General features: G+C 63.5%; 14 protein-coding genes. 5 read left to right on the top strand and 9 right to left on the bottom strand.

The features are described 5' to 3' along the window. Positions 1 to 150: 150 nt before the first annotated feature. From sctD to FSO04_RS09780, 5 genes are all read right to left on the bottom strand, one after another. On the bottom strand, positions 151 to 1,512 hold the full coding sequence (sctD, locus tag FSO04_RS09760) for a type III secretion system inner membrane ring subunit SctD (RefSeq protein ID WP_154559493.1): 1,362 nt from the start codon (positions 1,510 to 1,512) through the stop codon (positions 151 to 153). Further along, on the bottom strand, positions 1,493 to 3,535 hold the full coding sequence (gene sctC / locus FSO04_RS09765) for a type III secretion system outer membrane ring subunit SctC (RefSeq protein WP_154559494.1): 2,043 nt from the start codon (positions 3,533 to 3,535) through the stop codon (positions 1,493 to 1,495). Before sctC ends, sctD begins: the two co-directional genes overlap by 20 nt. Further along, positions 3,535 to 3,813 (bottom strand): type III secretion system export apparatus subunit SctS, encoded by a 279-nt coding sequence (gene sctS, locus FSO04_RS09770; RefSeq protein WP_154559495.1) that lies wholly within the window; start codon positions 3,811 to 3,813, stop codon positions 3,535 to 3,537. The genes sctC and sctS overlap by 1 nt, the downstream gene beginning before the upstream one ends. Beyond that, entirely contained in the window at positions 3,813 to 6,020 is a 2,208-nt protein-coding gene (gene sctV, locus FSO04_RS09775; RefSeq protein WP_154559496.1) for a type III secretion system export apparatus subunit SctV, read from the bottom strand. The genes sctS and sctV overlap by 1 nt, the downstream gene beginning before the upstream one ends. Positions 6,021 to 6,504: 484 nt before the next feature. Then, on the bottom strand, positions 6,505 to 7,296 hold the full coding sequence (locus FSO04_RS09780; RefSeq protein ID WP_154559497.1) for an autoinducer binding domain-containing protein: 792 nt from the start codon (positions 7,294 to 7,296) through the stop codon (positions 6,505 to 6,507). Positions 7,297 to 7,598: 302 nt separating this feature from the next. Here FSO04_RS09780 and FSO04_RS09785 point away from each other — a divergent pair, with 302 nt between their 5' ends. Continuing rightward, on the top strand, positions 7,599 to 8,462 hold the full coding sequence (locus FSO04_RS09785; RefSeq protein ID WP_233464796.1) for a helix-turn-helix transcriptional regulator: 864 nt from the start codon (positions 7,599 to 7,601) through the stop codon (positions 8,460 to 8,462). A 106-nt stretch (positions 8,463 to 8,568) separates the two neighbouring features. Here FSO04_RS09785 and FSO04_RS09790 read toward each other — a convergent pair whose 3' ends face one another. Beyond that, positions 8,569 to 9,474 carry a LysR family transcriptional regulator gene (locus tag FSO04_RS09790; protein WP_154559499.1) on the bottom strand — a complete coding sequence of 302 codons (906 nt, stop codon included), beginning with the start codon at positions 9,472 to 9,474 and terminating at the stop codon, positions 8,569 to 8,571. Between the two features lie 98 nt (positions 9,475 to 9,572). Between FSO04_RS09790 and FSO04_RS09795 the strand changes: the two genes are divergently transcribed. The 3 genes from FSO04_RS09795 (at position 9,573) to FSO04_RS09805 (ending at position 15,119) form a co-directional block, all read left to right on the top strand. Continuing rightward, positions 9,573 to 13,160, top strand: a complete 3,588-nt coding sequence (locus tag FSO04_RS09795) for an indolepyruvate ferredoxin oxidoreductase family protein (protein ID WP_154559500.1) — start codon at positions 9,573 to 9,575, stop codon at positions 13,158 to 13,160. Between the two features lie 286 nt (positions 13,161 to 13,446). Continuing rightward, entirely contained in the window at positions 13,447 to 14,034 is a 588-nt protein-coding gene (locus FSO04_RS47450) for a hypothetical protein (RefSeq protein ID WP_233464797.1), read from the top strand. Positions 14,035 to 14,267: 233 nt separating this feature from the next. After that, complete coding sequence (locus FSO04_RS09805) at positions 14,268 to 15,119, top strand: hypothetical protein (protein WP_233464800.1); 852 nt, start codon at positions 14,268 to 14,270, stop codon at positions 15,117 to 15,119. Between the two features lie 47 nt (positions 15,120 to 15,166). Here FSO04_RS09805 and FSO04_RS09810 read toward each other — a convergent pair whose 3' ends face one another. Continuing rightward, positions 15,167 to 16,246 carry a glycosyltransferase gene (locus FSO04_RS09810; protein WP_154559531.1) on the bottom strand — a complete coding sequence of 360 codons (1,080 nt, stop codon included), beginning with the start codon at positions 16,244 to 16,246 and terminating at the stop codon, positions 15,167 to 15,169. Then, a complete protein-coding gene (locus FSO04_RS09815; protein WP_154559503.1) occupies positions 16,246 to 17,499 on the bottom strand; it encodes an oligosaccharide flippase family protein in 1,254 nt (417 codons plus the stop codon). The genes FSO04_RS09810 and FSO04_RS09815 overlap by 1 nt, the downstream gene beginning before the upstream one ends. A gap of 349 nt (positions 17,500 to 17,848) precedes the next feature. On the opposite strand from FSO04_RS09815, the gene FSO04_RS09820 reads away from it, so the two are divergent. Then, positions 17,849 to 19,039, top strand: coding sequence for a glycosyltransferase (locus FSO04_RS09820; protein ID WP_154559504.1), 1,191 nt, complete (start codon positions 17,849 to 17,851; stop codon positions 19,037 to 19,039). A 72-nt stretch (positions 19,040 to 19,111) separates the two neighbouring features. On the opposite strand, the gene FSO04_RS09825 is transcribed toward FSO04_RS09820, so the two are convergent. Next, on the bottom strand, positions 19,112 to 20,266 hold the full coding sequence (locus FSO04_RS09825; protein WP_154559505.1) for an acyltransferase family protein: 1,155 nt from the start codon (positions 20,264 to 20,266) through the stop codon (positions 19,112 to 19,114). Positions 20,267 to 20,537: the final 271 nt, after the last annotated feature.

Genomic DNA, 20,537 nt, shown 5'->3' on the forward strand with positions numbered 1-20,537 from the left:
CGGTAGTTGAAAACACCGGCCGCCGACATGTGTCGGCGCACCGGTCCCGCCTGCCGTCGCGACGAATGCGGCGGCCTGCGTCCTGGTGAGCCCGGCTGTGCGGGACACACTGCCCCTGACACGCCGTGCCATGCAAAAAATGCGTTGCTGCTACCTGGCCGGCGACGCCGCCGGCACCGCTGCCGATGCGGACAGCGCGCCCGAACCGGCGGAATACGCCGCCGCTGCGGCAACCGAAGCCGGCGCCTGCCCCGCCACCGGCACCGCGATGCCCGCCGCCGCACCGCTCGCGGCAACCGCGGACGGTGGCGCGTCGGCCGCGCTGCCGCTGCCGTTGCCGCCGGCGGTGAGCGGTACCGTGATGCGCCGCCCATCGCGCTCGAACACCACGGCCTCGGGACCGATCGACGTCACGGTCAAGCCGTCCTTCATCCGCGCGCCTTCGAAATAGCGGCTGCCGTCCACTGTTTCGATGAAACGCTGATCGTCGTCCCCGGCAAATACAGTGGCGATCTCCGGCACGCCGCCCGTCCCGCCGAGCGTTGCCGTGCGGTTGTCGTGCTCGTCCGCGTAGTTAACGTGATCGACGACTTCGAGCGCGGGCCGTGCGTCCTTCACGTAGTTCTGGATGCGCTGCGCGATCTGCGCGCGCGGCGCCTCGCCAGTCACTTCGATCCGCCCGCGTCCGAGATACGACACTTTCAGCGGCGTATCACTGAAATAGGTCTGCGCAGTCGCGATCAGGTCGCCCACGATGTACACGGTGCCGAGCGCCGCGTTATCGACGCCCGCCACGATTTGCGCGACCCGGTCGCGCTCGGCCGCGCTCTTCACATAGCCGGACACGAGTTCGCCGTCGTCGCGCGCTGCGACGGCGAGCTCCGGGTACGCTCGCAGTGCCTGCTGCAAGCGGTGCACGCGGCCGAGCGGCGATTCGTGCTGCCACGGCAGGCTGCCGGACAGCGCGACGAGTCCATAGCCGAGCGCGCCGAGCAGCACGCCGACCCACAGCGCGACCAGCACCAGCACGGAGCGCCGGCTGCCGAGCCGCCGCAGCGCCTTCGCCGCCCAGCCGAGCCAGGCGGCATCGCGCGCGGGGCGCGCCTCCTCCCCGTCCGCAGGCAGCGGCACAGCGGCCTGCCCGTTGCTGGCGATACCCAGCTTGATCGAACCCACCGTCACCACGTCACCCGGCATGAACGAACGGCGCCCGGCGAGCGGCTCGTCGTTGAACAGCACAGGCGCACTGTCCGCGCCGCCGTGATTCTGCACCGTCACCGCAAGCGCGCCGACTTGCAGGCATACCTGGCGCGCGCCGATCTCGCGATCGGGCAGGATCACTTCGCAATCCGCCGCCGTGCCGACCCAGTTGGCGCCACGCACCAGCGACATCGTGCGGCCGTACATCGGCCCACTCAGGAAGCACAGGTTCCACGGTGAGGCCACCGCGTCCTGGGGCGCCGCGCGCAGCCCTGCCGCGCCGGCATGCGCATCAAGGGTGCTCGTTTGCATTCGGCGGTCCTGCGATCGGCTTCGGCGCCTCGACGGCGGGGTCCCTCGGCGGCGGTGGTGGCGGCGGCAGCGGCGCGCCGAGCAGCGTGCCCGGCAGCGGCTTCGGCGCGAGCGGCACGATGCTGTCGTTATCCGGCGCGCGGTACATGGCAAGACCGCTCGCGTCGGGCACGCTGTCGAAACTGGGATTGACCGGCGAGCCATCGGGCGCATACATGGTCGCGTTGCTGACGATGCGCGGCGTGAGCAGATAGAAGCGTTCCGTGTGCTGGCCGTTCTTGTCCGTGTACTTGAACAGGCTGCCGATCAGCGGAATGTCCGACAGCCACGGCACGCCGCTCTTGTTGAGCTGCACCTGGTCGTTGTTGAAGCCGGCGATCAGGAGGCTCTTGCCTTCGTCGATCATCGTCTTCGTCACGATGTTGCGCTGCTGGATCACCGGCACGTTCGACACGCTCTGGTTCGGCACGATGTTGCCATCCTGAATGTCGAGCGACATCATCACGCTTTGCGCGCTCGCGCCGCTCGCGTCATGCGTGCGGTCGTCGACGATCATCGGCGTCACCTTGATGCTCGTGCCGGTCGTCACGCTGTAGAGCGACGAATCCTGATAGCCCTGCACCTGCACGTAGAACTGCGTGAGGTTTTCGAGGATCGCCTCGGTATTGTCGAGCGCGAGCACCTTCGGCTTCGAATGCAGCTCGGCGTGGCCGGTCTGCTCCAGCGCATTGACGCGCGTGAGCAGATAGTTGCGCAGCGCGCCGCCGATCGATGCGGTCAGCGCAATGCCCGTCGGCATGAAGATGCCGGTCTGCCCGGCTTCGGTCGTGCCGGTGCCGAACGTGAGCGGCGGGTTGCCGCTGGTGCCGTACTGCGTGTTGCCGTTGAGCGGATTCTCGCCGTTCCCGATCTGGATATCGCCGTGCGTGGTATGCAGGCGCCAGTCGATGCCGAGGCTGTCGAGCGAGTTCTCGTCGATGTCGATGATTGTCACGTTGATCTCGACAATGCGCGGACGCACGTCAAGTTGATCGATCAGCGCCTGATAGCGGTGCATGTTCTCAGGCAGGTCGCGCACGACGACCGCGTTGATCGCCGCGTCCGCTTCGATCTGCGGCAGCGTGTCGCCGCCGCCCGCATCGCGCAGCAGCGGCGAGCCTTCTGCGCCGCTTCCGCCTGCCGCTCCGTAGCTGCCAGAACGCACGCCGCCAGCGACATCCGGGAATTCGATGCGTGGCACGTCGATCGTCAGGCCCGAGCCGAGTTTGACCTGCCGCGCGGCTTGCCCAAGCGGCGCACCCGCGCTGCTGGCGCTCGTCCCGCCCGTCTTGCCGAAGAGCCGCCGCATCATCGTCGCCACGCCCGGAATCACGACTTCCTTGCCCGAGCGGTTGATCGTGAAGTCCGAGGCCCAGCCGTATTTCAGGCGAAACGCGCGGATGTCCGCGTTCTGACCGTTCGACGCGGGGTCGCCCACCGTGCTGACCGCCTGCCGCACCAACTCGACATAGCGACGCGGCCCAGATACGTAGACGCTGTTCGCGCGGTCGTTGATGACGAGCGCAAAGCGCTTGTCGACGATCTGCATGGTTTGCAGCGCCTGGCCGACCGCGCTCGCCGACTGCGGGGGAATCGGGATCACCTGCGTCTGCGACTGGTCGGCGGGATCGATGTAGAGAAACGAACCGTCGTAGTACCAGGTCAGGCCATAGGTCGCGCAGACGGTGTCGAGCGTTTGCTGCGGCGAGCCGGAGAAACGCCCGCTGATAGTGCCGTCGATCTTCGCATCCACGATCGCCGTGACACCTTGCGACGACGCCAGTTCGCGGATGAAATCGGCGATCCGCTTGCCGTTCGCGACGATCGTGAACGGCCGGTTGCGCCAGCGCAGGTCGGCCGCGCGCGCGGGTTGCGCAAGCGCCATGAAAAGCGAGACCGACAACAGCACGGACGCGACGAACACCGTTGCGGCGGTCTGTGCACGCCGTCGTTCGAACGATCGCGAAGCTGCACGAACGTGCATCAGGACACTCCCATGGAAAACACGAATCCCCGTTCCAGCGCCTGCTGAGCAAAGCGCAGCACCTCGCCGCCCAACCAGCCCGACAACAGCACGAGCGCGACCATCACCGCGATCAACCTCACCGCGATGCCGATGCTCGCGTCCTGCACCTGCGTCACCGCCTGCAGAATCGCCACGACGAGCCCCGTGACCGTCGCGATCGCGACGATCGGCAGCGACAGCAGCAGCACGAGCATCAGCGCCTGACGCGTGAGATCCAGAATCGTCGAGCTGGCCATCAACTGCTCCCCCGCACTTGCGCGCCTGCGCCGGCGATGCCGTTATCCGGCGGGTTCTTGACCCAGCCGACCGTATGCAATTGCACGTCCTCCTCGATCTCCTGATACGAGAGCACGGGCAGGTCCGGCAGCACCGGCTCCAGAATCGTCTTCACGTAGCGCCGCGCGCCAAGCGCAACCATGACCGCGAGACGCGCGCCTGGCTGTGTGCCCGCGGGTGTGCCGGCTTGCGTGCCCGTCAGGCCGGCCAGACTCGCGATGCCGCGCACCTGCTCGCAGATGTCCTCTTTCACATCGCTCGGCAGCGCGAGGAAGTTGCCCTGCTTCGTGCGCATCACCGCGCCCTCGACGCGCTCCTGCAGGTTCTGCTCGAACAACACCACGCGTAACTGGCGGCCCACGCCCGCGTAGCGGTCGGTGATCATGCGCCGCAGGTCGATACGCACCAGTTCCACGAGCGCGATCACGTCGTCCGGTTCGTTCGGCGCCCATGTGATGAGGCTTTCGAAAATCACCCGCAGGTTGCGGATCGGCACCTGTTCGCCAAGCAGACGCCGCAGTACTTCGGTCACGCGCTGCAGCGGCACGAGGCGCGTCAACTCGCCGATCAGCTCCGGATGGTCGCGCCGTACCAGATGCACGAGCGCCTGCGTTTCCTGAATGCCGAGCAACTCGTCCGCGTGCTGGCGCACGATCTGCTCGACGTGCGCCGCCAGCACGGCTTCGTTGTCGAGATACCGGCCTTCGGGCGGCTCGCCGTCGGCGGTACGAATCCAGAGCGCCGTGGTGAACGGGCCGAAGGCTTCCGCGGCCTGCCGCTCGGCATCCTCGGGCAAGGGCGAGACGCCGTCCCACAGGAGCCAGCCCGGCTTCACCGCGCCACTCGAAGCCAGCACGTCCTGCAAATAGATGCGGTAGCTCGCGGCGGGCGCCGCCTCGTCGTAGTTCAGCGTCATGCGCGGAAATACCGTGCCGACGTCGGCATCGACGCGCGCCTTCGCGCTGGCAAGCGCCGCCTGCAGGCGTGCGAGATTCAGCTCCGCGCGCAAGTCCTCTGCAAGCGTCACCGCGATCAGCGACGTCACGCCCGCATGCTGCGTGCTCTCGCTGCCGCCCGCCTCGGCCGCCTCTCCCACGCGCCCCGCGATGCTGATGAGGTTGAAGGCGGGCAGCGTCGTCTTGCGCCGCAGTTGCAGCACGGCAAAGGTCCCGAGCGCGAACGCCAGCAGCGCGAACGACCACTTCGGAAAACCTGGCACGGCGAGGAAACCGAGCAGCACAAGCGCGGCGATCAGCAGCGCGCGCGGATGTGCGCCGAGCTGCTCGCCCAGTTGTTCGCCGAGCTGGCGCTCGCGCGCATCGCGTGTGGCGACACGGGTCGTCACGATGCCGGCCGCGATCGACACCAGCAGCGACGGAATCTGCGACGCCATGCCGTCGCCGACCGTCAGGATCGCGTAACGTTGGAGCGCTTCGCCGATGCTCATGTCGTGCATCAGCGTGCCGACCGCGAGTCCGGCGACGATATTGATGAACGCGATGACAAGCCCGGCGATCGCATCGCCTTTGACGAACTTCATCGCGCCATCCATTGCGCCATGCAGTTGCGACTCCTGCTCGAGCCGCTCGCGGCGATGCTTCGCTTCGTCGGCATTGATGATGCCGGCGCGCAGGTCCGCGTCGATACTCATCTGCTTGCCCGGCATCGCATCGAGGGAGAAACGCGCACCGACTTCGGCGACCCGCTCCGAGCCTTTGGCGATCACGATGAACTGCACGACTGCGATTACCAGAAACACGACGCCGCCGACCACCACGTTGTTGCCGACGACGAGCCGCCCGAAGGCATCGATCACATGGCCCGCGTTCGCATGCAGCAGAATCAGCTTGCACGATGCGATGTTCAGCGCGAGCCGGAACAGCGTGGTGAACAGCAGCAATGCCGGAAACGACGAGAAGCTCACGGCCGAGGGCACGTAGGTGGAGACGGTCAGCAGCACGACGCTCACGGCGAGATTGAGCGAGATCATGCCGTCGAGCGCGACCTGGGGCAGCGGCAGGATGAACAGTGCGACGACAGAGACGATGAAGGCCGCGAGAAACAGGTCGGCGCGCGGCGACGCGGCGGCAAGCCGTTTGCCGGACATGCCGCGGCCAGCAGTCAACATCCGCTGCCAATCGCGCGGAAGCGCCTTCGGATAGGCCATCGTTTCTAATCGACTCCCTGTACGTGTGCTGGTCGGCCGCTCAGAAACGGCGTGCCGGTGAGAGGCTGGTGCTGGGGGAATGCTTGCCTTGGCGTGTGTTTAGCGTTGCTATGCGCGCATAGCCGCGGGCTCTTTCTGCAGACGAGTTTACTGGGCCGGTAATCGCCTTGAATACGCTCGCCTCGTAGGCGAAGTCAGTCAGCGCAACTCTTTACTACAAGTTCACTACGAAACGGCGCGTGAGCCGGAGGGTTCACGTGGCCTGGTATTTGCCCGCTCGTTTTTTTGTTGCTCTTTTTCTGGTCGGCCGATTTATCTACGTTATTTCGTAGTGGCCAATTAACAATGCGTCAGCCAATAGCGCATTGCATCTTTTACGAACTCATCGGAAATAAATGACATCGGCGCAACGCATTTAACACGCTGGCCGGGAATAAATGACCGAATACCCGTTTAAAAAATCAATGCCGACCGGTAAACCCCGCTATTCATCCGGGGCCCAACGCGCCGCCATATAAGCTAATTGAGCGCGATTTTCGACATTGAAAGCATTCTGCAAGATTTTAATGTGGTAATTGACCTTGTGCAGCGAGGTTTGCAGTGCGGTCGCGATCTCCTGATCCGATAGGCCTTTGACGAGCCGGTCGAGCACGGCCAGCTGCTCGTCGACCAGCGTGACGTCGCGCGCGCTACGCGAACGCGCCTCGATATAGGGCAGCGCGAACCGATGCACGGTCAGGCTGACGGCAAGCGCCGCTCCCATCACGCGGTCGTCGATCCAGTCGGTATCGTGCGCCTCCGACGTGAGACTCACCGCGACCCGCAAGTCCCTGCGCGGCGCCGACAAGCCGAAGATCACGCCGCTATTCATCCCGTGCGCACGTAAGCTCGCTGAAAGCACGGCCACCTGGCGATCCGCGCCGGCCGCCATTTCCGCTTCGAACCGGTCCGCCCGCCAGGCGACCGGAAAGCCGCTTTGCCGCACAGCCATGAAGCGCGGATCTACTTCGTAGAGGAGGTCTTCCATGTACGGTTGAATGAACGAAGCCGGCGTCAGTTCGCGCATCAGATACGCGCGCAATACGCGCCTGCCGATCATTTCGAACGCTATGTAATTCAAAGTGCTGAAGCCCACCTGTCTGAGCCGGTGATGGCATCCGGCAAGATCGGCTGCGCGGCTTCCGGCATCCGCCTTGGGGTCGTGCTGTTGAGAAAAAGCAAGCAGGTCGGCCTGTGAAAACCATTCAAGCGCCGGGAATCCGTCATTCGGTGTCATTGGGGTTTTGCCTCGATGTATTGCCTCGTACAAGGACCCCGTACTCACGTTTTTCAGTAAGCGCCTATTCAGTCGTTTTTCTTTCGTATTATTATTACCCAATATTACTCGTGCGAACGCGATTCTGTACAATCCTTCGTTCGCTTCGTGGATGACTGCATTCTGTTGTTGTATTCGCGTCGCACGGCATCGAAAGCCATGGCTTATTCGCCACTTGCTTATTTCATGTTCGTCGCGCGCGGGATATCGATCAGAGGCCTTATATGTATAGCGTCGAAATCCGCGAGGACGAGCCAGTCGCCATGCCTCGTTCCTGTTCGTCTCATCGATTGCAGGAGATCGCGCCCGCTCGCGAGCGCCTGATCGAAGTCGTCTGGTGCAACGACCCCAAGCAGGCTGTCGTCGCGCAAAAGCACGCGCCGCGGCTTGGGGTGGCCACAGCACTCGCCAGCGCGCAAAGCGCGGCCGAGCGCAACCGCATGGTCACGAGCCTGCTCAACCTCACAGGCTTTTCCACCTTCGCCTACTTCGCCCTCGAAATCACACGCGAGCGTGTCGAACGGCTCTTCCTGCACGAAGCATTCGTGCCCGTGACCTATCGCGGCGACTATGTTCGCGAGCGTCATCACGAGATCGATCCGCGCACGCTCGGCGCACGTCTGTGCAACGTACCGATGGTGTGGGATCTGCAGAATCTGCGCCGCCAACGCGACGCGTCGGAACGCGAGGCCGCGTCGCGTGCAGCGCTCGACGGTTTCCTGCAGACCATGCAGGAAGACGGCATGTGCAGCGGCATCATGTTCGCGATGGCGATTCCCGGCACCCGCCTGCACGCGTTCATGAGCTTCACCGCGCCGCGCCGCAACCGCGACTGGATCCTCTCGACAACCATCGAACAGGCGCTGTCGATCGGGCTCTCGGTGCACAAGTTCGCCTCGCCGCAACTGATTGCGGCGGCGCGCGAGCACGCGACCGATTGGCTCACCTCGTTCGAGCGCGAACTGCTGACGGGGATCGCCGAAGGCGCCTCCGACAAGGAAATCGGCCGCCGCCTCGACACCAGCACCCACAACGTGGACTACCACTTGCGCAAGTTGCGCAAGCGCTTCGGCGTCGCGAATCGAATCGAACTCACCTACCTCACGTCGAAGCTGGAGTTGATCTAGGCGAGCCGCCGAACGACCTGGCCGTGGTGCACATAGCAACGCGGCAAAAATCGGACAGATCGGAAGGATGCGCTTACAGGTATGCGATAAACGGATAAGCGTCCGCTTAGCTGCCGCACGCATGGATCAGGAACTGCTGGAACGCCAAAGCCGGCGCATCCAGCGTCGCGCCCTTGCGCCATAACATCCCCGCATCCATCTGTGGGATCGCGTTGAGAATCGGCCGGGCATCGATCCGCTTGCCTTCCAGCGACCAGGGCCGAAACACCATGTCCGACAGGATCGTCACGCCGAAGCCATGCGCCACCAGCCCACGCAACGCCTCCATTGAACTCGTGCGAAATGCGATATTCGGCTCGACGCCGTTTTCTTTCCAGTAACGCAGCGTCGCTCGTTCGCTCTCGTCGACGGTGATGAGGATGTACGGATACGCCGCAATGTCCGCGAGCGACGGCGAGTTCACCTGTGCCAGCGGATGCGTCGGCGCCGTCCACAACTGACGCCGTGAACGAATCAGCACGTGATGCTGAAACCGTTTGAGATGATCCACATTCGACAGCAACGCCACGCCCAGATCGATGTCGCCGTCGAGTACGGCTTGTTCGATCTCGGGACGATCGGCGTCGCGCAGATCCAGCTCGACGTGGGGATAGGTCGCGCGAAACCGCCCCAACAGTTCCGGCAGGAAATAACCGAGCAAGGTGTACGAGGCAGCAATACGCACCGTGCCCTTAAGGTCGTGTGAGCGAAACGGCGCCTTGTAGATCGCGTCGCGTACCGAATCGAGGATGTGACGCGCGTGATTGAGAAAGTCCTGCCCATCCGGCGTCAGCGCGACACCCTGCGGAAGGCGTTCGAAAAGCCGGGTTCCCAGCGTCTCCTCCAGTGCAAGTACCGCATTGGTAATCGCGGATTGCGACACGTGTTCGGTCGCCGCCGCCATCGAAAACTGCCCGTTTTGCGCGGCCGCAACGAAGTAACGCATCTGCCGCAATGTGACGTCTTTTGACATGTGTTTTTCGCATAGCAGGGTTCGGTATTTGTGATTTTACGATGGGAATTCGGCTTCCTATACTCGCCAGGACAATAAAGCTACCGGAGACGCCGCCCATGAACGCCCCCCTATCGCCCCCGCTGCACGACGCACTTGCCACCGTTTCACTCGACGATAAATACACGCTTGAGAAAGGCCGCGTTTACATGAGCGGCACTCAGGCGCTGGTCCGCTTGCCGATGCTGCAGAAAGAACGGGACCGTCGCGCGGGACTGAACACTGCGGGTTACGTATCGGGCTATCGCGGCTCTCCGCTCGGCGCATTCGACCAGGCACTGTGGAAAGCGAAGAAGCATCTGAAGGAACACGACGTCGTGTTCCAGCCAGGGGTTAACGAGGATCTCGCCGCCACCGCCGTGTGGGGCACGCAGCAACTCAACCTGTGGCCCGACGCGAAAGTCGATGGCGTATTCGGCATGTGGTACGGCAAGGGACCGGGTGTCGATCGCACCGGCGACGTCTTCAAGCATGCCAACTCGGCAGGCACCGATCCGCATGGCGGCGTGCTGGTGCTGGCGGGCGACGATCACGCGGCGAAGTCGTCGACCGTTGCGCACCAGTCCGAACATATGTTCGTCGCGAGCGGCATTCCGGTGCTCTATCCGGCGAGCGTGCAGGAATATCTCGACTATGGCCTGCACGGTTGGGCCATGAGCCGCTATTCCGGTCTATGGGTCGCGATGAAATGCGTGACGGACGTCGTGGAGGCCAGCGCGTCGATCGACATCGATCCGGACCGCTTACAAATCGTGTTGCCGGATGACTTCGAAATGCCCGAAGGCGGCTTGAACATCCGCTGGCCCGATCCGCCGCTCGCACAGGAAGCGCGTCTGCTCAACCACAAGTGGTATGCGGCGCTCGCCTATGTGCGCGCGAACAAACTGAATCGCGTGGTGATCGACAGCCCGACGCCGCGTCTGGGCATCATGACCGCGGGCAAAGCCTATCTCGACGTGCGTCAGGCGCTGGCGGACCTGTCGCTCGACGACGACACCTGCGCACGGATCGGCATTCGCGTGCTCAAGGTCGGTTGCGTGTGGCCGCTCGATGCGCAGAACGCGCGCGATTTTGCAACGGGACTCGACGAGATTCTGGTGGTCGAAGAGAAACGCCAGATCCTCGAATACGCACTGAAGGAAGAGCTTTACAACTGGCGCGACGACGTGCGCCCGAAGGTATTCGGCAAGTTCGATCAACGCGACGATGCAGGCGGCGAGTGGTCGGTCCCGCGCGGTCAGGCGCTGTTGCCGATGCAATACGAACTGTCGCCTGCACTGATCGCGAAGGCGATCGCGCGGCGTCTCGCGAAAGCCGATTTGCCTGCGGACGTACGCGCCCGGATCGAAGCACGCATCGCCATCATCGAAGCGAAGGAACGTGACGCCGCCACGCCGCGCACCGTCACCGAACGGCAACCGTGGTTCTGCTCGGGGTGCCCGCACAATACGTCGACGCGCGTCCCCGAGGGCTCACGCGCGCTGGCTGGCATCGGCTGTCACTACATGACCATATGGATGGACCGCAACACGGAAACCTTCAGCCAGATGGGCGGCGAAGGGGTGGCGTGGACCGGCCAGATGCACTTCACAAACGAACGTCACGTGTTTGCGAACCTGGGCGACGGAACTTACTTTCACTCGGGTTTGCTGGCGATCCGCGCCTCGATCGCGGCCGGTGCGAATATCACCTACAAGATTCTCTATAACGATGCGGTCGCGATGACCGGCGGCCAGCCCATCGACGGCGTGCTGACGGTGCCGCAGATCGCGTTCCAGGTGACGACCGAAGGTGCGAAGCAGGTGCTCGTCGTCACCGACCAACCCGAAAAATACGCTACGGGCGTACGCTTGCCGGACGGCGTGAAGGTGTATCACCGCGACGAGCTCGATCGTCTGCAACGCGAGTTGCGCGAGGTCGCGGGCACCACGATCCTGATCTACGACCAGACCTGTGCGACCGAAAAGCGCCGGCGCCGCAAGCGCGGCACCTATCCGGATCCGGCCAAGCGGGCGTTCATTAACGACGCCGTCTGCGAAGGCTGCGGCGACTGCTCGGTGAAATCGAATTGCCTGTCTGTCGAACCGCTGCAAACGCCGCAAGGCACCAAGCGCAAGATCAATCAATCGTCGTGCAACAAAGACTTCTCGTGCGTGAACGGCTTTTGCCCGAGCTTCGTCACTGCTGAAGGCGCGCAGTTGAAGAAGCCGGCAAAGACGGCCAGTGGGACCGCGCTTCCGGACTTCACCGCGCTGCCGCGCCCAGAGATCGCAGGTCTTGCAAAGCCCTATGGCGTGCTCGTAACGGGTGTCGGCGGCACCGGCGTCGTGACGATCGGCGGCCTGCTCGGCATGGCAGCGCATCTCGAGAACAAAGGCGTCAGCGTGCTCGACATGGCGGGCCTCGCGCAAAAAGGCGGCGCTGTACTGAGCCACGTACAGATCGCAGCAACGCCGCACGAATTGCACGCAACCCGCATTGCGACCGGCGAAGCGCGCCTGATTCTGGGCTGCGACGCGATCGTGTCAGCGTCCGCCGAAGTGCTGGCGCGCACGCAACGCGGCGTCACCAAGGCGGCGATCAATAGCGGCGCAACACCGACCGCGCAATTCGTGCGCGATCCGCAGTGGGCCTTTCCCGGCGATCAGATCCAGGGCGACCTGCGCGACAGCATCGGCGAGGACTGCGACTTCATCGACGCCAATCGCCTCGCGCTTGCGCTGCTTGGCGACACGCTGTACGCGAATCCGTTGCTGCTGGGTTTCGCATGGCAACGCGGCTGGCTACCGGTCAGCTACGAAAGCCTCGACCGTGCCATCGAACTGAATGGCGTGGCGGTCGACAAGAATCGCCTCGCGTTCGAATGGGGCCGCTTTGTCGCGCAGCATGGCGAGGCAGCGGCCGATGCATTCGCGCCGCGTACCAATCAGCAGCAGGCAATCGTCGTGCACATGCCGGAGTCGCTGGAGCGGCTCATCGAGCGTAACGTCGAACTGCTGGGCCTCTACCAGAATGAACAGTATGCCGCGCGCTATCGAGCGGTAATCGAACAGATGCGAGCCAAGGAAACCGCGCTCGCCGCGGGCGCGAAGCTACGCCTCACGCCAGTGGTCGCGCGCAATCTGGCCAAGCTGATGACCTACAAGGACGAATACGAGGTTGCGCGTCTCTATGCCGACCCGGCGTACTTCGACAAACTGCGGGCGCAGTTCGAAGGCGAACCTGGCCGCGACTACAAGCTCGGCTTTTACCTCGCACCGCCCTTGCTGGCGAAACGCGACGAACACGGTCACCTGAAAAAGCAACGCTTCGGGCAATGGACACTCCCGATGTTCCGCGTGCTCGCGAAGCTCAAATTCCTGCGCGGCGGTGCGTTCGACGTGTTCGGCAAGACCGCCGAGCGGCGCGGTGAACGCGCCCTGATCGATCAGTACATCGCCTTGATCGACGAGTTCTGTCGCACGCTGGACAACAACCGTCTGGACGTCGCGATGCGGCTTGCCAATCTCCCCGACGAGATTCGCGGTTTCGGTCACGTCAAGGAGCGCAACGTCTTGGCTGCTGCGACGAAACACGACAAATGGCTGGCGGAATATCGCAACGCGGCTGACCAGGCGGATTTCCAACCGGTGAGAAAGGCAATCTGACAACCGGGTCACTCAGTCAGCGTGGCGGCACGCGGCGTCCAGGGAATTCCCTTGGATTTTCGCCGCGTTTGCCGCCCTTTCCCGCCGGAGTGTCTTGATTCGACTGCAGGATGGCGTTTTCGTACGCTATAAGGCGCCTTGTGTCGACAGTGCCCGGTGTTAGGCTCAAGAAAGCAGCCTTCGCGGCAGTGAGCCGCCGTTCAGCGGCAAAATCAGCAGCCACGAGAACATACCGCGAAGCGCGATTGCCGGCGAACGGCGAAACATCGCTGCGGGAGCGACTGCGATGAGAATCAGAACATATACGGCATTGACGCTATCGGTGCTTAGCAGTGCTGCTTTCGCATGGCAGCCGCTCATCTATCCCATCCGAAGTCAAAGCGCTTATCAGCGCAGCATCGACACCGCGATGTGCTACGCCACTGCCAACAAGCAGACCAAGATCAACATCGCGCACGAATCGCAGCTTCCACCGCGCAAACCTGCGGCAACCAAAACGTCGTCGACGGGGGCCCCGTCGCGGCCACCCTTGCCCTCCAGCAGTTTTTCAGCGACCCCGCCTGGCGCCAGCATGCCCGCAGCCGCAGCCGCACCAGCCGCAAGCGGAGCCGGCGTGAGCACGGCAACGACCGCTGCAGCGACAAAGACAGCAAGTTCAACCACGGCAACCGCGACGACCGCGGCCGCCACGCCGGCATCGGCAACCAGCGCGGATAACGGCGCCTCGGGGACGGCAGCAGCCGGCGCGGCACAAACGGCCGCGGCATCCGGCGTGAAGCTGCCGCCGCTGCCGGCGCCTGAACCGCCAATGACACAGTATTGGGCCGCGTATGGCGCGTGCATGCAAGCGCGGGGTTACGTCGTCGCACAGTAATCCCGACTGCAAGCCTCGCTGCCGTGCCTGGTTCTTCCTGATTGTGGCGCCGGCATTCGACGCCCGTTTGCGAAACGGCAATGCTTAGCGACTTTACTTCCGATCAGCATGATTACCCCCAATGCGAGCACTGCGGTGCGTCGCTAGCCGGTCGCTTTACGCCGTGCGCCGAGTGCGGCGCGCGTCCAGTCGATTCGCCCGGCACGCGCCGACCGCTGCCTCCCCCCTTGAAAATGCCGCTGGGCGATACCCAGCCGATGCTAGTGACCCGGCTGATGACGCCGCGAATCTGGCGCCCGTCTTCGCGAGAGTTAACCGATCCGTATTCCGTCACCAGCGAGACACCGGTCGCCGCCCCCGTCGTGCACAGACTGCGCCAGCCCGTCGTGCTCGGCGTCTCGATGCTGGTTGTCGCGTCCGCCGTGTACCTGGGCTTCATTCACAGCAACGACTCGGACGACGGCACCCCTATCGCGGTGTCCGGCAAAGTGAAGACCCAGAACGTGAAACCGCCGATTGCCCTCGCTCAGCGGTCCGCGCCGGTCTTCGTTGCTCAACGGCCCGTGAAGCCCGTGCCCGTGCGATCGCTTCCTGTCCCGGCACCGGTTGCGCCGCCGCCGGCTCCGCGGCGCATGATGACGGCATCGGCCGAGGCGAAGCACAACCCGGGCGGCCAGACCGACAACCCGCCCGTCAAACCTCCCGTGGACGCCTCGAAGCAGATCAGGTCCGCCCGCGCCAATCTGCAGCAGAACAATCTGTCGGCGACGAAAGCGCGCCTGGCGGCAGCCATCGCGGCCCAGCCGGACAACCCCGACGCACTGCGCATGCGCGACACCGTGACCGCGCGTGAACAAGAGCGGGACGCTCTTTTGAGCGTGGCGCGAGGTTGCGGCTATGTCGCACGATGGGCATGCGTCTGGCACAAAGCCGGCGATGCGCTGCAGGTCGATTCGAGCAGCAAGGAAGCCCAGCGCCTGCTGACCCTCGCGATGCGCGAATCCGAACTGGCGAGCGCGTGGCCGTCGACGCCCGCACCCGAGACGACATCCGACGACCGCAGCTCCGCCATCAGCCACCATTGAACGTCAGGTGTCCCGGCGCAAGCCATAGGCAGGGTCCTGCCGAAGAACTAACGGGCCGGCACGGCGAGATGGCTACTGACCTGATGCGCAATCGCCCGATAGCGAGCCGCCGTATCGCTAAGCGTCAGACCGGCAAGCGAGCGTTGCGCCCGCGCCTGCCCTAGCGCCGCGACCACGGCATCCGCATAGCACGGCACATCGTCCGTATCGACCAGTTGCACACCGGGAAAGCCGTTCGCGAAGGCAAACGACGGAATCCTGCTCGCGACGATCGGGATACCGGAAGCCAACGCTTCAAGAAACGCCACGCTGTGCGCCTCGGAGCGCGAGGGCATGACGAACACGTTCGACTCCGACAACACGCTCGCCACATCGGTGCGCGGACCCGCCACCACGACGCGGTGCGCGAGGCCCAACTCCTGCACGAGACCAATGACGGTGCGCTGATAATCCGGATCTTCGACCACGCCGTACAGCACGAGGCGCGCGTCCGTCACCTGCTCGAGCACCTGGCCAAAGGCGCGCACCGTCAGAAGCTGATTCTTCACCGACGCATACCGCCCGATCTGCACGACCTGGGGCGCCCGGCCACTATATCCGGCACCGTCGGTGAACGTGAAGCGGCCGAGGTCGACCCCGTTGGGCACCACGGTCATCGAAGGATGCGGTCCGATGGCCTGCACGTAATCGGTCATGCCTTGTTGCGATACGCTGATCACGACCCGGGCACGTCCGGACAGGATGTGCTCGACGCGCCGGAACAGCGGCCGCTCGAAATCGTTGGCGGCCGAATGCATGACGTAGACGACCGGCACCCGTATTGGCAACGCGCGCGCATAAAACGAAGGAATCGTGGCGTGCGCGAAAATCACGTCCGGTTGAAATCGCCGCACCGTGAAGAACAGATTCGACAGTTTGCCCGCGACGCGCCTGCGCCGCGAAGGAAACCAGCACTGCACACCGTGCCGCTGCAGTTCGTCCTGCAAGGGCAGGAATTCGGCGTGCACGGGCAACAGCGAGGCCACACACACGGCCATGCCTCCGGCGCTTTGATCGATAGCGAGGTCCTTGGCGAGGACTTCGGCGCCCGACAAACGCGGCGCCAGAACCAGATGTAAGACGCGCATCATGAAGTCCTTGCAGTCAACGTTCTGAACAGCATCCACGCCGCGGCGCAGCCAAGGCCAAGGGTCATGGACCAGGCAATACCCGTCACGCCCCACCAATGAACCGCCGCAGGCACGCTCGCCAGCAGCACGACAACCTGAATCAGCGACGCATGCACCGTCGCCTTCGCGTCACCCACCGCGCGCAGATAAGCAACCAGCACGGCAATCAACGCGCCGATCGCCATATTGATCACCAGAATTCTGAACAGCGGCACCGCAGGCAACCAGGCCGCGCCGAGAATCAGCGAGAAGAGCGGCTCGGCGATCAGCCTCAGCACCGCGACGAACCCGGCGAGCCCGATCGCGATCACGAGCAGATAAATCTTGATCGACCGCGATGCGGCCTGCGGACTCCGGCGATGACGTGCCGCGAAGGTGGGAAAGAGGTATTGCGACATCGCAATGGCGGCGTCGGCGAGCAGCATCTGCGCGAGGCGCGACGACATCTGATAGGCACCCAGTTGCGCCGGGCCGAGCAGTTTGCCGACCACGACCTTGTCGAACTGGTTGAGCAGCAGGTTGATCACACTGCTCGCCCAGATCCAGCGGCTGAAGCCGACGTAGTGACCAATGCCCGACCACACGGGGCGCATCGGCGGACGCGGTTTCATCGTCGCCCAGGTCAGGATGCTTTTCAGGCTCTCGCCGGCCACGAGGCCGAGCAGCACCGAGGCCGCACCGGCGCCGAAATACGCGAGCCCCAGTCCCACCGAACAATCGACAAATGCCGCCCCGACCTCGACGCCGGCAATATGCTGGAAGCGCCGCTCGCGCTGCACGAGGTAGTAAGTGGGCGATGCGAGACCGCGTAACAGAGGCAGCAACGCGGCAAGCTGAATCAGCACCAGTGAACCGTTCAGATGAAACTGACTGCTCAGCAATGGTGCAAGCGCGACCAGCAGCAGCGAGATGAGCACGCCGCGCGCGGTCAGCGTCGTCCACACCGCGCCGAGTTGCGTACGCGACGGTGGATGTTCGCCTTGAATGACCGCCTGCGCGAGACCCGTGTCCGACAACGCCTCGGCAATCGCCACCGCGAGCAAGGCCACGCTCACGCTGCCGATCGCCGCCGGCCCGAGCATCCGGCCAATCGCAAGAAATTTGATGGCTACGAGTCCACGCACGGCGAACTGCTGCAATAGCACCCATGTCGCCGCGCTCGCGCCGAAGCTGGCCGCTATCGAGAGCGCCGGAAGCCTGATCGCCCGCAAGCTGTTTCTCCGTCGAATCGGAGCGCCGTTGACTCGGCCATAAGCAGCGATTCAATGCATCGCTGCGAAACGCCGCCGGCGCATAAATTGTTAGATTGCACCAGCAAGCTGGCGAGTTTTTTCATCGAATCCCATATACGACCTTACAGCGAGACAATCGGCAACAACCGCCATCAGCTAGGTCAGTTCAGCCGAAGCCATTGCGCTCTAGTACGTTTACCCACAGAACGGGTCAAATAGACGGGTTCACTGACGCCGCCGATGCTAACGTTGTTCAGCTAGCGCCTAAGACAGCCGGCGCAAGGGTGCTTTTCCACAGCGCATTCGACCACTGAAGACCACTGAATCGATGGAACAAGACTACGTTCTGATTGTGGAACCCAACCTCACCGGCCACCGCTGGCGTTATGTCGAATGGACCATGCAGGCCTGCACGGAAGCCGGCTATCCCTGCATCCTCGCAACGGAATCCGCCAACGAAGACCATCGGCTCGCCAGACAGATCGTCGCCGCGAACCGCGCGGATCTGCAGATCGCCTTCGTCGACCCCGAGGAGCGGCCCCGCGGGCTGTTGCGCCAATCGAACCAGTATTCACGCTTTCACCGCTATTTCAAGCGCGTGCATCGCATCGTCAGCCACGCGCAGCCGATCAGGCTGGTGGTTGTGCCTTATGTCGATTACTTCTTCTACGCGTTGCCGTTTCTCGGTTCGCCCTTTCGCAAGACACCCTGGATCGGCATCACGATGCGTTCGACCTTCCATCATCACAAGGTCGGCATCAAGTCGCCCGACCGACCGATTGTGAATGCGGTCAAGGCGCTGCTTTTCAAGCGTGCAATCCGCTCCGTCGGGCTGCGCACACTGCTGACGATCGACCCGACTCTGCCGGAATGGTCCGCGCACAACGCCTCGAAAAACAGCGCGGCCGTCGCCTATGTCGCGGACCCGTTTCCGGACGAGCACGCGGAAAATCCAGTGCTGGCCCGTGAGCGTCTCGGACTGGACCCCGCGCAGCGTTATCTGCTGGTGTACGGCTCGATCACCGAACGCAAGGGCATCTACGAACTGGTCCACGCGTTGACGCGTCTGGAGCATGCACCCACGCTGATCGTCGCGGGCGAGCAGGATGCGGGCACGCGCCATTTCATGCGCAATCATGTGCGCAACCTCACGCCTGCGCCACTGGTGCTCGACTCGTTCATTGCGAACGACGTCGAGCGCGATCTGTTCTCCGCCTGCGACGCGGTCTGGCTAGGCTACAAGGGGCACTACGGCATGAGCGGCGTGCTCGTGCAGGCGTACCGCTTCGGCAAGCCCGTGATTGCAACGGAAGATGGACTGATCGGCTGGTTCAGCCGGCGCTGCGAACTGGGGCCGATTCTGAAGGACCTGAGTTCCGCCTCGATCGGCAAGGCGATCACCGAGACCATGACCTCGTGGCCGCACGAGCCCGAGGCCGTTCCGGCGGCACGCGAAGATCTGCTGTCACGGCATACGCTCGGGCAATTCAAGCAGACCTTGCTTCAGCAGATGGCCTGATCCGGCAACACGCCTTCTTCGACACACCCTCACCTCGGCAGACACTCAGAGCGGCTGGCGCGATGCGCTATGTCATCGCGCGGCAGCCTGGCCGCCAGCAACAGGCACTTCTTCGCGCACCGAACTGTTGCGCTTTGCCGGGAACAGCGCGTTGCGCATCAGCAGGAACGGATACTCGATCGCGCGCGTGGTCACGTAGCCGATCGCAATCGCGAAAGCAAACTGCGCGGTAAGCGCCACGATCCAGATTACGCTCGGCGCGAGACCCATGGCAGTCGTTTTGCGAATCAGCATGTCGCCCGGAGCGAGCGCAAGCGAATGCCACAGGTAAATGCCATACGAATAGAGGCCGATCCAGGCAATCCCGCGATACACCCACGACGTCTTGAACGATCCCGAATACTCCAGCACGAACACGATCAGCGCGGCAAAACCGAGCGCCTGAATCGTATAGCCGATGCTTTCGTCGAGCGCGATGTGTTTGGTCGCAAGGGCGAGCCACGCACACAGAATCACGATGCTGGCGACCAGCAGCCACTTGCGCTTTGCGATCTGATGATAGACGCCCGGTTTCATCCAGTAGATCGCCGACAGAATCACGCCAACCAGCAAACTGTCGATGCGGTATTGCGTGTACGCGAATGCCCCTTCCAGATTGCCGCCCGCCACCGCGAAGCAGCGCGCGGTGAACACCACCGCGCAGATTCCGGTGAGCACGCCGACAATCGTCCATGCGCCAAGGCGCCAGCGCGCGAACAGCAACAGCAGCGCCGGCAGGACGAGATAAAAGTGTTCTTCGACCGCGAGGCTCCAGGTCTGGGTAATCGAGGTGCCCAGATAGTTCTGCAGGTGGGTCAGGTTCTGCACCAGAAACGTATTCCACGGATGGCGACCGGCCAGCACATGAAACGCGATCAGCACGTAATACGCGGGCCAGATGCGGAAAATCCGCCGGACGATAAAGCGCTTTGCGTCGACGTTACCTGTTTCGGCGTACTGTCGAAGCAACAGGCCGCCAACCAGAAATCCGCTCAGCGTAAAGAACAGGTTGACGCCTTCCCGCCCGAAATTCTTCAGGGGGTACTCGATGATCTCAATCAGGATGTTGCCGGTCTGAACGACATGAAAGTGAAAGCCCATCACCATGATAATGGCGATGCCGCGCACGAAATCCAGCTCGATGGCCCGGCCGGCTGTTACGGATTTCGCCCCGCCGAATAATTTCATGTTGTTCTCCCCTGTCGCCATTCTTGGGCGCGTGTTCCTTTTTGCATCTTCGGTGGCGGCACGCGTGCGCGCGCGCCAACATCAAGGCATTGGCCGACAACATCAGCAAGTGTGCGCGCGTCTTGCAGGGACCGCCCTTGCCACTGTCGCCAGAACCCAGGCAATGGGCGACGAAACTGGCCAGGTGGAACGGCCACATGGGGATATTCCCGCACAATGACCCGATGCGAGACCGTCCGCTATAGACCAACGGCGGATCGACAGCACGGGG

It is taken from the genome of Paraburkholderia madseniana, assembly GCF_009690905.1.
In the GTDB taxonomy this organism is placed as follows: Bacteria; Pseudomonadota; Gammaproteobacteria; order Burkholderiales; family Burkholderiaceae; genus Paraburkholderia; species Paraburkholderia madseniana.

Excerpts from the sequence above, each read along its gene's own strand:
- sctD (WP_154559493.1), bottom strand. The coding sequence starts at position 1,512 with ATGCAAACGAGCACCCTTGATGCGCATGCCGGCGCGGCAGGGCTGCGC.
- sctC (WP_154559494.1), bottom strand. The coding sequence starts at position 3,535 with ATGCACGTTCGTGCAGCTTCGCGATCGTTCGAACGACGGCGTGCACAG.
- sctS (WP_154559495.1), bottom strand. The coding sequence starts at position 3,813 with ATGGCCAGCTCGACGATTCTGGATCTCACGCGTCAGGCGCTGATGCTC.
- sctV (WP_154559496.1), bottom strand. The coding sequence starts at position 6,020 with ATGGCCTATCCGAAGGCGCTTCCGCGCGATTGGCAGCGGATGTTGACT.
- FSO04_RS09780 (WP_154559497.1), bottom strand. The coding sequence starts at position 7,296 with ATGACACCGAATGACGGATTCCCGGCGCTTGAATGGTTTTCACAGGCC.
- FSO04_RS09785 (WP_233464796.1), top strand. The coding sequence starts at position 7,599 with ATGCCTCGTTCCTGTTCGTCTCATCGATTGCAGGAGATCGCGCCCGCT.
- FSO04_RS09790 (WP_154559499.1), bottom strand. The coding sequence starts at position 9,474 with ATGTCAAAAGACGTCACATTGCGGCAGATGCGTTACTTCGTTGCGGCC.
- FSO04_RS09795 (WP_154559500.1), top strand. The coding sequence starts at position 9,573 with ATGAACGCCCCCCTATCGCCCCCGCTGCACGACGCACTTGCCACCGTT.
- FSO04_RS47450 (WP_233464797.1), top strand. The coding sequence starts at position 13,447 with ATGAGAATCAGAACATATACGGCATTGACGCTATCGGTGCTTAGCAGT.
- FSO04_RS09805 (WP_233464800.1), top strand. The coding sequence starts at position 14,268 with ATGCCGCTGGGCGATACCCAGCCGATGCTAGTGACCCGGCTGATGACG.
- FSO04_RS09810 (WP_154559531.1), bottom strand. The coding sequence starts at position 16,246 with ATGCGCGTCTTACATCTGGTTCTGGCGCCGCGTTTGTCGGGCGCCGAA.
- FSO04_RS09820 (WP_154559504.1), top strand. The coding sequence starts at position 17,849 with ATGGAACAAGACTACGTTCTGATTGTGGAACCCAACCTCACCGGCCAC.
- FSO04_RS09825 (WP_154559505.1), bottom strand. The coding sequence starts at position 20,266 with ATGAAATTATTCGGCGGGGCGAAATCCGTAACAGCCGGCCGGGCCATC.